The organism is uncultured Marinobacter sp., from assembly GCF_963974375.1.
Taxonomy (GTDB): domain Bacteria; phylum Pseudomonadota; class Gammaproteobacteria; order Pseudomonadales; family Oleiphilaceae; genus Marinobacter.
On the sequence record NZ_CAXBDN010000149.1, the window covers coordinates 1 to 10545 of the forward strand.

Here is a 10545-nt window from a genome sequence, read left to right on the forward strand (position 1 = left end):
ACAGGCGGTCACGTTTAAACGGAATGGGTGGTCACGATGGGCCGGAATATGCACCACTCCCACCGAAGATTCGAAAGAGCACTGGTTCCATGCAAGAACCTATGGCTAGAGAAAATCCGCAAACTCCCGAAGCTTCGAAACCGTTTGAGGTAACTGCTGCTTTTGCAGGGTTGCCAGAAAGATTTCGACACTGAGTGGGGGGTTTTTCAACGCTGACCGCTGAGCCTGAAAAGCGCGACAACATAGCGTCGGTGCCATGTCGATCTGATAGAGAATAAAATCGTCCGGGTGAATCACTTCGATGTCGTACTGGCGAAGCGACGGATCAGGAAAATCCTTGAGGTTGAAAGTCACGATGGCGTTGGCGTTGCAACGGATGGCAGCGGCCAGCACATGGCGATCATCCGGGTCCGGTAGATCCAGCCCTTCAATCAGCGGTTCGTAACCGTACACTTTTGCATCGCGCACGTGCCGATCCATCAATTCCCTCGCCCGTAGCAAGCTTTCCGGCGAATGTTTCTTTGCTCTCAACAGCGCGTTGATCCACTCGTCGTGGATATGATCTGTCCAATGCGCCTTGAACAGATCCGTCAATGCCAGCCGCATAAGCGCATCCCGCAAGGGGGCCGGATAGAGTACGCAGGCATCGTAAACGACGGTGAATTTGCTCATTGCCTGTCAGTACCCCATTCCCTCGTCCTGTGACAGTTCGGCCAATTCATCCAGTGCGGCGTGCCGTTGGCGATCTATCTGTTCCTTGTAGCTCAGGACATCCTGCAGCTTAACCCGCCGATGGGCACCCACCTTCCGGAAGGGTATATCACCAGACTCCAGTAGCCTCACGAGGAAGGGGCGACTGACGTTCAAGAGGTTAGCCGCATCCTGTGTGCTGATTTCCTGGTGATAGGGGATCAGGCTGATGGCATTGCCCTGGGACACTTCCGCCAGCACGTCCAACAGAATTTGTAGCACATGCCCGGGCAGCACCAGTTCGTCAGTCTCGCCGTTACTGCCACGGAGCGAAAGCTGAACCCGATCCACATCCGCGTACTTGGATAAGGTGCGACTGGAGAGCTTGGCCTGTTCCACCTCTGCAGCCGTCGGCAAATGTACAATTTTCTGAGCAGACATCGCATCTCCCCCTGATATTAAAACGATAACCGTCTGAGCGCCTATTATGCCGCTCAAACGAAATAAACGAAACAAGCGAAATAGACGATTCCGCTATAACCAGATGCAGACTCTGGCCGTTTAGCCAGCTATCGACCATACTCTGGCCAAGTCCATTGAAATTGCGCATGTTTTCATGGGCGGCAAGCCCTGAACAAATCCGTTTGAGTAAGGAAGTACGGAGTGACTGAGGATCAGCTGGAACAGCAATGCCTGGAATGGTTCGCGGAAGGTGGCTGGGAGATCGGCCACGGGCCTGACCTGGCACCGGATGGACTAACACCGGAACGGGCCGATTACCGGCAGGTGTTGTTGCTGGCCGACCTTGAAGCCGCCATTCAGCGCATCAACCCGCACCTGCCTCAGAGCGCCGTTGAACAAGCCGTCGCCGTGGTGCGCAAGCCGGAAAGCCTGGATCTGGTGATCAGCAACCGGGCCTTCCACCGTCTGCTGCTGGACGGCGTATCCGTTGAGTACAAGCGCGACGACAAGGTGATCCACGATCAGGCCTTTCTGGTGGACTTTGGCGACCTCGCCGCCAACCGCTTCCGCGCAATCAATCAGTTCACCATTGAGGGTTCCAAACAGCTGCGCCGGCCCGACGTTGTCTGTTTCATTAACGGCCTGCCCTTTGCCGTGCTGGAACTGAAAAGCCCCGGCGTTGAGAACGTGGACATCTGGGATGCCTTCAACCAGATCCAGACCTACAAAGACGAAGCGTCCGACCTGTTCACCTACAACGAAGCAGCGATCATCAGTGACGGCTACTTTGCTCGCGTTGGCTCGCTCACCGCCAGCCAGGAGCGCTACATGCCCTGGCGCACCATCAAGCATGAAGACGACAAGCCGCTGCTGGAATGGCAGCTGGAGACCATGGTACGGGGCTTCTTCGACCGTGAGCTGTTCCTCGATTACATCCGTTACTTCGTCATCTTTGAGACGGATTCTGACAAGCTGATCAAGAAGATTGCCGGTTACCACCAGTTTCATGCGGTGCGTGAAGCGGTGCGGGCCACCGTGATTGCTGCCCGGAATATGAATGGCCATGGCGTTAGCGAGAAGCGCGCCACCTACGGCGACGAAGTGGCACCCGGCAGCAAGAAAGCCGGCGTGGTGTGGCACACCCAGGGTTCCGGCAAGAGCATTTCCATGTGCTGTTACGCTGGCAAGCTGCTGCAGCAGCCAGAGATGAACAACCCGACGCTGATCGTGGTGACCGACCGTAACGACCTGGACGGCCAGCTGTACGCCACCTTCAGCGCCGCGAAGGAGCTGCTGAAGCAGGAGCCGGTGCAAGCCGAGGACCGAGACACCCTGCGCCAGCTGCTGGCCGAGCGGGAATCCGGCGGAATTATCTTCACCACGGTGCAGAAGTTCGCGCTGCTGGACGACGAATCCGGCCACCCGATTCTGAATGACCGCCACAACATTGTGGTGATCTCGGATGAGGCCCACCGCAGCCAGTACGGCCTGAAAGCCACCCTCAAGAAAGACGGCACCTACAAGTACGGCTACGCCCGCCACATGCGGGATGCCCTGCCCAACGCCTCGTTCATTGGCTTCACCGGTACGCCCATCGCCAGCGAGGACAAAGACACCCGCGCCGTGTTCGGCGATTACGTGTCCATCTACGACATTCAGGACGCCGTGGACGATGGCGCAACCGTACCCATTTACTACGAATCCCGCCTGGCCAAGCTGGACATCAACCGGGACGCCATTGAAGAGCTCTCTGACCAGGTGGAGGAAGTCGTTGAAGACGATGAGGACGTTGGCAGCCGGGAGAAAACCAAAGGTGAATGGAGCCGGCTGGAAAAGCTGGTCGGCGCCGGCCCGCGCCTGAAGCAGGTGGCGGAAGATCTGGTCAAGCACTTCGAGACCCGCAACAGCACCATCGACGGCAAAGCCATGATTGTGGCCATGAGCCGGGACATCGCAGCCCAGCTTTATAACGAACTCGTGGCCCTACGCCCGGAGTGGCATGACGCAGACCCCGAGAAAGGCGCCATCAAAGTCGTGATGACCGGCTCTGCCTCCGACAAGGCCCTGCTGCAGCCTCACATTCACAACAAGAAAACCAAGAAGCGGCTGGAAAAGCGTTTCAAGGATGCCAACGACCCGCTCAAGCTGGTGATCGTGCGGGACATGTGGCTGACCGGTTTCGACGCGCCCTGCTGCCACACCATGTATGTGGACAAGCCCATGAAGGGCCACAACCTGATGCAGGCCATTGCTCGGGTAAACCGTGTATTCAAAGACAAACCCGGCGGCCTGGTGGTGGACTACATCGGCATCGCTAACGAGCTCAAGCAGGCCCTGAAAACCTATACCGATGCCAAAGGCAAAGGCGAGCCCACCCACAGCGCCGAAGAAGCCTACGCCATCATGCTGGAGAAACTGGATATCATCCACGGCATGTTCGCGCCTGGGCCCAAGGGCAAGGGATTCGACTACAGCGGCTTCGAAGAAGAGCCCTTCAAGCTGCTGGTGCCCACTGCCAACTACATTCTGAGCCTGGAAGACGGCAAGAAGCGCTTCCTCGACACCGTGCTGGCCATGAACAAGGCGTTTTCATTGTGCGCCACACTGGACGAAGCCCAGGCCCAGCAGAAAGAGGTTGCCTTCTTGTCTCAGGTGAAAGCCGCGATCACCAAGTTCACCAGTGTGGACAAGAAGCTGAGCCAGGAAGACAAGAACACGGCCCTCAAGCAGATTCTGGACAACGCCCTGATCGGTGGCGGCGTGACTGATGTGTTTGCCCTGTGCGGCCTGGACAAACCCAACATCGGCCTGCTCTCTGACGAATTCCTGGAAGACGTTCGGCAGATGCCCTACAAGAATTTTGCCGTGGAACTCCTGGAGAAGCTGCTCAAGGACGACATCAAGGCCAAGACCCGCAACAACGTGGTGCAGGAGAAAAAGTACGCTGACCGCCTGCAAGAGACCCTGCGCAAGTACAACAACCGGGGCATCGAAACGGCGCAGGTTATCGAAGAACTGATCGCCCTGGCCAAACAGTTCAAGGCCGAAATGGAGCGGGATGAAGCGCTTGGCCTGAATCCGGATGAAGTGGCCTTCTACGACGCACTGGCCAGCAACGAAAGCGCCGTGCGGGAGCTGGGCGATGAGATCCTGAAGAAGATCGCCGTGGAGATCACCGACAAGCTGCGCAAATCCACCACCGTGGACTGGCAGGTGCGGGAAAGCGTTCGGGCGAAGTTGCGGATTCTGGTGCGCCGGACGTTGCAGCGGTACAAGTACCCGCCAGATAAGGCGCCAGCGGCTATTGAACTGATCATGGAGCAGGCAGAAGCTTTATCCAATGAGTGGTCTAGGTGAATCACCCCCTAGCGAAACCAAGTACGGGGTGTCGAATAGAAAAAACTCAGGAACCAACCATGGAATGAAACCACGCATAATCGGCAGTTACAGTATCAGAATCATGTTCAGTGCTGCCGGTGTGCCTAGAGCACGTCACGACACTAATTATGGAGTGGAACAGAATCCCAGTGGGCTTTCCTCGTTGCTCATACGCATGATCCAGTGCTTTTACTACCAACTCAGCATCAGGCCGATCTGATAGCGCCCAGCCGACAATCCGGCGGGCATAGAGGTCGAGAACGACCAGGTTTTGAGGGAACTTGTCTGAGCGCAAAAATTCTGATCTTTGCACTGAAATCGTAAGCTTGCGTAATGGACACAGATAAGGGCCTGGCTGACCGCTTGCACTGCATTGCAGGATGCAGTGGTACCCAGAGCTGAAACTGTTTCTACCAGAAGTGGTCATCCAGGCTCGATCAACTTCATTATGGATGGTCTGATCGAGCGGAGTTCGGGCGATGGTGAACGGGTTTCATGAAGCTGGCCGTCCGGCTCACGCAAAATGGAAAATTGCATTTCTTTATAGCGGAACGTCAGCCGCATCCGACCCAGGTCCTCGCCTTCACCATTTTCGACCAGCGTACGGACGTCGCCGGCACTCATTGCGCTCCTGAGTGAGGCCACTGACAAATCCAGGCACGTAGCAAGTAGTTCGGCATTAACAACGATGTCATCGTCGTTAATTTCAATGCTGTCTATGGGCAGGGTTGTCATCGTTTTCTATACCTCAATTTGAAGTGTTCATTTCGCATTATCTTTCCATGTTCCGAGAAAATGAGAACAGTTCTTGACACCACTTAAGATGTAATTTATATCTATCTTAAAGAAAGAGAGGAGGATCAGCAATGAACGATCAACAAGCACCGATTGAAGAATTGGACACCGATGTGCTGCTTGAGCTCATATTACTGGGCTGCTTTACCTGAACCGGGACGCACTATTCCCGCAATTTCAGGTCCATCCGGGAAGAAGAGCTCTTCCGGGAACTGGCCGCCAACCAGCAGGCCGAAGCCCGCCTGCAGTCCAACGACATCGGCCGGCTGGAAATGTATTAGCAGCTTATTGCGTATTGTCAGTTCGACCGCATGGATCATCTGCTAACCTTTACATTGAATACGCCTTTTTTCGGGACGATCAAGTGTGAGGGACAACGCCATGAGTGGTTTTACCGTCAGGCTATACCGCTACCACCCAGAACAGGATGAAGTGCCTTACAGCCAGGATGTCGAGGTTGATGATGAGTTCCGCAACCGCATGGTGCTGGATGTACTGGAACACCTGAAAACCCGGGATACGACCCTGGTGTTCCGGCGCTCCTGCCGCGAAGGCGTATGCGGCTCCGACGGGCTCAGTATCAATGGCCGCAATGGCCTGGGCTGTATTACCAAGGTCGCGGATGCCCTGAGTAAACAGAATGTTCTGGAGATTCGGCCACTGCCGGGCATGCCGGTGATCCGGGACCTGGTGGTTGACCAGACGCTGTTTTTCAAACAATACGAACGTGTTATGCCCTGGCTGATCAACGAAACACTCGTTCCTGCAATTGAAAGACTGCAGAGCCCGGAAGATCGCGCAAAGCTGGACGGGTTGTATGAGTGCATTCTCTGCGCCTGCTGTACCTCAGCCTGCCCCTCCTGGTGGTGGAACCCGGAAAAGTACATCGGGCCATCAGGGCTGCTGCAGGCACACCGGTTCCTGTTGGATTCAAGGGATACCGCCACTGCGGAACGACTCGCAAAACTGGAAGATCCCTTCAGCGTGTTTCGCTGCCGGGGCATTGGCAACTGCACAGCGTATTGCCCCAAGGGGCTGAATCCTATGAAAGAAATCGGTCGTATCAAGGCGATGCTGGTTCGGGAACAGGTCTGATCACTCATGGCCACTGAACATCCAAAAGCGCAATCCACACGCATCATTCTAATCAACGCCACCGGGATGCCTTTGGCAGCCCCTATTCGCCGATCTATAACACGACAACTTACCGATTCCCGGATACTGAAGCACTGCAGGATGTTATTGAAGCGCGAGAGCCGAGTTACCTCTATACCCGGTGGAGCACCAACCCGATCGTGACGAGAAGGTTTTCGGCGACCCGGATGCAATTTGCCCACACAAGAATCGGAACCAGAATCTGCTTTACGGCGCAGGCGTTCACGTCTGCCCGGGTGCCCCTCTGGCCAGGATGGAGCTCAGGGTGCTGATGGAGGAGTTCCTTTGTGCAGTCGGCACCCTGGAACCTGCGCCCGACGAACAGCCTGAGCGGGCACCTTTCCCGACCGGAGGCTTCAGCTACCTGCCGCTGATTATTGGTAAACGATAAACGGACCGGATTCAGTCTACGAATACCCGCCGGTCGTCTGGACGGGCGGGTATTCGTAGGCCCGTTTAAGGCCAATACCGAATTTCCTGATGCCTTGGCTCGACACAGCACTCATAAAGATGTATTGTTTTTAATTCTTTATAAGCAATCCCTTCAGTTTATTGGATCCCAGGTGGTGCCTGCCAATAAGCGGTCAGTAGCGGCACTGCCTGTCGCGCCCACAGGGGCGCCCCTCAAGTCATTCATCTGTAATTTCGAGGCTCTAATGCTCTCAGCAGAAACAATAGCAACCGTTAAAGCCACCGTTCCCGCATTGCGGGATCACGGTGAAACGATTACCACCCATTTCTATCAGGTCATGTTCCGGGACTACCCCGAAGTGAAAGCCTACTTTAATCAGGCTCACCAGGCTCAGGGTACCCAGCCCCGGGCATTGGCCAATAGTGTCCTTGCCTATGCGGAAAACATTGACCGCCTGGAGGCATTAGAAGGAGCACTGCCTGGTATTATCCAGAAACACGTTGCACTGGATATTCGGCCTGAGCATTATCCTATCGTCGGCGAGTGTCTCCTGAAGGCCATCAAGGATGTGTTGGGCGATGCCGCTACCCAGCCGGTGATGAGCGCCTGGGCAGAGGCGTATCAGCACCTCGCCGACCTTCTGATCGGGGCCGAAGAATCCATTTACCAGGAGCGGGAAAATCTCCGGGGTGGCTGGCGTGGTCCGCGCTGTTTCCGGGTTGTGCGCAAGGAGCCTGAGAGTTCGATCATTACGTCTTTCTACCTTGAACCCGTCGATGGCGGGAAAATCATGGATTTCCAGCCCGGTCAGTTCATTACCGTCCTGATGGATGTCGGTGGCCAGCCATTAAGGCGTACTTACTCGCTCTCTGGCGGAGCCGGCGCCAATCACTATCGGATCAGCGTCAAGCGTGAACCGGAGGGGGTAGCCTCAAATCATTTGCATGACCATGTCGACGTCGGCACGGAGCTGGATCTGCTACCCCCGTCAGGTGAGTTCAAACTGATCGAAAACGCACGACCACTCGTGCTCCTGACCGCAGGTGTCGGAATCACACCGGCAATCAGTATGTTGGATGCGTCTGCAGGCAGCGGCCGTGATATCCACTTCATACACTGTGCCCTGAACAGCCGCGTCCATGCCTTTCGCGATCATGTCGACTCGCTGGCCATCGAGAATGAGAACATCCAGCCCCACTACATCTACAGCAACCCATTACCCGATGATCGTGCCGATTCCGAAGGCTTCATTGATGAAGAAAAGTTGACCCGACTGTTGCCGGAAGATCGCGATGTGGACCTCTATTTCCTGGGGCCAAAGCCATTTATGCAGTCTGTCTGGTCCATTGCGTCCGATCTGGGGATACCCGAAAGGCAAATCCGCTACGAGTTCTTTGGGCCTTTGGAAACCCTACGGGCCAGTTGATGACTGATGAGGTTGACAGCGCCCGGCAGAACAGCGGCAGTGACCTGAATACAGGCGAAACAAAGGCCACCGCCGGCAAGCCCAATGGCCTGCCCCCCTTTGCGCTTCCTTGCACAGTCTTGTCAAAACCCCCAAACCATGGCCATCAAAACGCCCCAAGCCAGCAGCGATGCTGCCATCACCGTGTAGGTGGCCGACATGGCGACGACGTCGTTGTCAGAGCGCTGGCAAAGTGACTTTACTCCCTGATAGATCAAGGCGCAGGACAGGAACATTCCCACGGCAACGGCCATCACGCTTACCGCCAGTGACGGAACCAATAGCGCCAGGGAAGACAACCATAACGGTATCGGCGCAAGAGCAGCTAGCAGGTAGGAATCCTGGTAGCTGATTTCCAACTTATAGCCATTGAGAACAGAATGGATGAGCCAGCCCATTACAAAAAACGTCAGCAATTCTGCCAGGAACAGAATGGTCGTTATAAAGCGCCATTCCTTGTCAGCAAACCCGGCAAGAAAAGCATCGCCGTAGTGGGTGCCGGCGTAATAGAGCAACACAGGTGGCAAAAAAGACATGGGCACGACCACAACCCACGCGAGGAAAGCTATCGAGAAATTCCGGTGTTTAAGCTCCTGCCAAACGCCGTTACCTGAAAATGGTAAATGAAGTAGCTGCGAAATAGTCATGACTCACCTCTTGATTCCCAGGCTTGTGCTTTTGTTTTAACCAAGCCAGTCTGTTCGGTCAAGGGCAGCTCATGACCCAGGACAAGTCGGCAAATGTCTTATGGCACAAATCGAAGCAACGCCGTTTCACTCCTTCTGGTTGTTTTCCGGCTGCCGCTTTGGGGGCGGCTCTGGCTGTGCCCTTTTCCATTTATGCAGTATTGTCAGGTTCCGGCTGGCCTCCAGGGCTTCTGGGCGCTGGCCACGGCCATGAGCTGATCTTCGGTTTTGCCCTGGCCCTTGTTGCTGGCGCGCTATGTCGTACCCAGATTTCAGGCTGCAAAAAAGTGGCGCAACACGGTGGCAGGCTCGCTGTAGGTGGCCTGCGCTATTACAGCTGCTCGTAGTGAAGTATCGCAGAACCTAAACGATCTGCAGTATTCGCAGAAGCTGAGAGCGATGAGCCCCGGGAATCACGTCTTCAAGTGTGTACTGGTCCAGTGTTTTCATGAACGCGTTCAACGCTTCGCCGAACATACCTTTGAGGCCACAGACCGGAGAAATCCTGCAGGCATCTTTTGATGCAAAACATTCCACAATATTCAGATCCTGCTCAGTTTCCCTGACCAGGACCCCGACATTGATGTCAGACGGGGCCATGCGCAAACGCATACCGCCCTTCTTACCACGGACCGTTTCGATATAACCTTTCTTGTTGAGCTGATGAACCACCTTCATGAGGTGATTTTTCGAGATATCATAACTGTCGGCAATTTCCTGAATGGTCGCCAGCCGGTCACTCTGCACCGCGAGATATATCAACACGCGGAGTGAGTAATCGGTATAACGGGTGACGTGCATTCGCTACTCCAGTCATTAGCAGAATCAGAAGGTTGGCCGGCTTACCAAAAAACAGGCGATACCGATAAAAAACATGCCTGTTACGGCCACGACCACGCCAGACATCCCTGAAAATATCAGTATGGCCCAGCTGATGGCCATCATACTGCAGGCCAGCACCTTGGCCTGAACCGGTACCACTCTGTTAGTGCGCCACTGCTCTATTGCCGGACCAAACTTCGGGTGGCCTTCAAGCCATTGAGCAAACTCTGGCGACCCTTTGCTGGCGAAAAAGGCTGCCAGCAGAACGAAAGGTGTCGTCGGCAATAGGGGTAAAATCACACCCACCGCTGCTACCACAATGGCAATGTATGCAAGGATGCGAAATACAGTTTTACCCAAGGTGTTCTCCCGGTGGTGCATGGCGCCCCAGAAAACAGACTTGCACCTGTCTTATCAGCATTCAGTGCACCGGCCTGCCCAGCCGACTGAGAAATACCAGCCTGGCGACATAAGAAATTTTTATACTCACGGCAAACAGCAGGGTCCCAATGTGAGCGAGCACTTGCCAGCCTATGCTCAACAAGCTTGCAAATGGATAGGCCAGCACTGCCGTCGCCAGTAACCCCAGCACTGACAACAACAGCGCTGAATTGGCGTAGAACAGGAACTTCTCCATAGGCCTCCTCAATAACATTGTTTTTACTTACATCTTTAAAATA

Annotated in this window: 13 protein-coding genes and 1 pseudogene; 5 read left to right on the forward strand and 9 right to left on the reverse strand. The window is 55.0% G+C overall.

Features of this window, described 5'->3' with window-relative positions; genetic code table 11:
• Positions 1–105 precede the first annotated feature (105 nt).
• Entirely contained in the window at positions 106–672 is a 567-nt protein-coding gene (locus AAC035_RS12990) for a PIN domain-containing protein (protein WP_339804845.1), read from the reverse strand.
• A 6-nt stretch (positions 673–678) separates the two neighbouring features.
• Positions 679–1131: a helix-turn-helix domain-containing protein gene (locus AAC035_RS12995; protein ID WP_011786797.1), complete on the reverse strand. Its 453-nt coding sequence runs from the start codon at positions 1129–1131 to the stop codon at positions 679–681.
• A 222-nt stretch (positions 1132–1353) separates the two neighbouring features.
• On the opposite strand from AAC035_RS12995, the gene AAC035_RS13000 reads away from it, so the two are divergent.
• On the forward strand, positions 1354–4509 hold the full coding sequence (locus AAC035_RS13000) for a type I restriction endonuclease subunit R (protein ID WP_339804848.1): 3156 nt from the start codon (positions 1354–1356) through the stop codon (positions 4507–4509).
• Positions 4510–4660: 151 nt separating this feature from the next.
• Here the strand turns inward: AAC035_RS13000 and AAC035_RS13005 are convergent.
• The 3 genes and pseudogenes from AAC035_RS13005 to AAC035_RS13015 all read right to left on the reverse strand — a co-directional run.
• Positions 4661–4795, reverse strand: a pseudogene (locus AAC035_RS13005) (DDE-type integrase/transposase/recombinase); the annotation flags it as partial.
• 158 nt (positions 4796–4953) lie between these two features.
• The gene (locus AAC035_RS13010; protein ID WP_339804850.1) at positions 4954–5265 is read right to left on the reverse strand and encodes a DUF6522 family protein; all 312 of its coding nucleotides are present in this window, start codon (positions 5263–5265) and stop codon (positions 4954–4956) included.
• 191 nt (positions 5266–5456) lie between these two features.
• The gene (locus AAC035_RS13015; RefSeq protein WP_339804852.1) at positions 5457–5645 is read right to left on the reverse strand and encodes a hypothetical protein; all 189 of its coding nucleotides are present in this window, start codon (positions 5643–5645) and stop codon (positions 5457–5459) included.
• 61 nt (positions 5646–5706) lie between these two features.
• Here AAC035_RS13015 and AAC035_RS13020 point away from each other — a divergent pair, with 61 nt between their 5' ends.
• The 3 genes from AAC035_RS13020 to hmpA all read left to right on the forward strand — a co-directional run bounded on the left by AAC035_RS13020 (position 5707) and on the right by hmpA (position 8318).
• The gene (locus AAC035_RS13020) at positions 5707–6420 is read left to right on the forward strand and encodes a succinate dehydrogenase iron-sulfur subunit (RefSeq protein WP_339804854.1); all 714 of its coding nucleotides are present in this window, start codon (positions 5707–5709) and stop codon (positions 6418–6420) included.
• A 181-nt stretch (positions 6421–6601) separates the two neighbouring features.
• Positions 6602–6871, forward strand: coding sequence for a cytochrome P450 (locus AAC035_RS13025; protein WP_339804856.1), 270 nt, complete (start codon positions 6602–6604; stop codon positions 6869–6871).
• A gap of 265 nt (positions 6872–7136) precedes the next feature.
• A complete protein-coding gene (gene hmpA / locus AAC035_RS13030) occupies positions 7137–8318 on the forward strand; it encodes an NO-inducible flavohemoprotein (protein ID WP_339804859.1) in 1182 nt (393 codons plus the stop codon).
• Positions 8319–8440: 122 nt separating this feature from the next.
• Here hmpA and AAC035_RS13035 read toward each other — a convergent pair whose 3' ends face one another.
• Positions 8441–9004, reverse strand: a complete 564-nt coding sequence (locus AAC035_RS13035; RefSeq protein ID WP_339804861.1) for a Yip1 family protein — start codon at positions 9002–9004, stop codon at positions 8441–8443.
• A gap of 71 nt (positions 9005–9075) precedes the next feature.
• Between AAC035_RS13035 and AAC035_RS13040 the strand changes: the two genes are divergently transcribed.
• Positions 9076–9390 (forward strand): hypothetical protein, encoded by a 315-nt coding sequence (locus AAC035_RS13040; protein WP_339804863.1) that lies wholly within the window; start codon positions 9076–9078, stop codon positions 9388–9390.
• A 16-nt stretch (positions 9391–9406) separates the two neighbouring features.
• Here the strand turns inward: AAC035_RS13040 and AAC035_RS13045 are convergent, their stop codons facing one another.
• The 3 genes from AAC035_RS13045 to AAC035_RS13055 all read right to left on the reverse strand — a co-directional run bounded on the left by AAC035_RS13045 (position 9407) and on the right by AAC035_RS13055 (position 10502).
• On the reverse strand, positions 9407–9844 hold the full coding sequence (locus AAC035_RS13045) for an Rrf2 family transcriptional regulator (RefSeq protein WP_339804865.1): 438 nt from the start codon (positions 9842–9844) through the stop codon (positions 9407–9409).
• A 24-nt stretch (positions 9845–9868) separates the two neighbouring features.
• The gene (locus AAC035_RS13050; protein WP_339804867.1) at positions 9869–10225 is read right to left on the reverse strand and encodes a YbaN family protein; all 357 of its coding nucleotides are present in this window, start codon (positions 10223–10225) and stop codon (positions 9869–9871) included.
• A gap of 61 nt (positions 10226–10286) precedes the next feature.
• Positions 10287–10502, reverse strand: coding sequence for a hypothetical protein (locus AAC035_RS13055; protein ID WP_339804869.1), 216 nt, complete (start codon positions 10500–10502; stop codon positions 10287–10289).
• Positions 10503–10545 lie beyond the last annotated feature (43 nt).

Bases quoted from the DNA above. Each gene is read 5' to 3' on its own strand.
- AAC035_RS12990 (WP_339804845.1), bottom strand. From the start codon at position 672: ATGAGCAAATTCACCGTCGTTTACGATGCCTGCGTACTCTATCCGGCC.
- AAC035_RS12995 (WP_011786797.1), bottom strand. From the start codon at position 1,131: ATGTCTGCTCAGAAAATTGTACATTTGCCGACGGCTGCAGAGGTGGAA.
- AAC035_RS13010 (WP_339804850.1), bottom strand. From the start codon at position 5,265: ATGACAACCCTGCCCATAGACAGCATTGAAATTAACGACGATGACATC.
- AAC035_RS13015 (WP_339804852.1), bottom strand. From the start codon at position 5,645: ATGATCCATGCGGTCGAACTGACAATACGCAATAAGCTGCTAATACAT.
- AAC035_RS13020 (WP_339804854.1), top strand. From the start codon at position 5,707: ATGAGTGGTTTTACCGTCAGGCTATACCGCTACCACCCAGAACAGGAT.
- hmpA (WP_339804859.1), top strand. From the start codon at position 7,137: ATGCTCTCAGCAGAAACAATAGCAACCGTTAAAGCCACCGTTCCCGCA.
- AAC035_RS13035 (WP_339804861.1), bottom strand. From the start codon at position 9,004: ATGACTATTTCGCAGCTACTTCATTTACCATTTTCAGGTAACGGCGTT.
- AAC035_RS13040 (WP_339804863.1), top strand. From the start codon at position 9,076: ATGACCCAGGACAAGTCGGCAAATGTCTTATGGCACAAATCGAAGCAA.
- AAC035_RS13045 (WP_339804865.1), bottom strand. From the start codon at position 9,844: ATGCACGTCACCCGTTATACCGATTACTCACTCCGCGTGTTGATATAT.
- AAC035_RS13055 (WP_339804869.1), bottom strand. From the start codon at position 10,502: ATGGAGAAGTTCCTGTTCTACGCCAATTCAGCGCTGTTGTTGTCAGTG.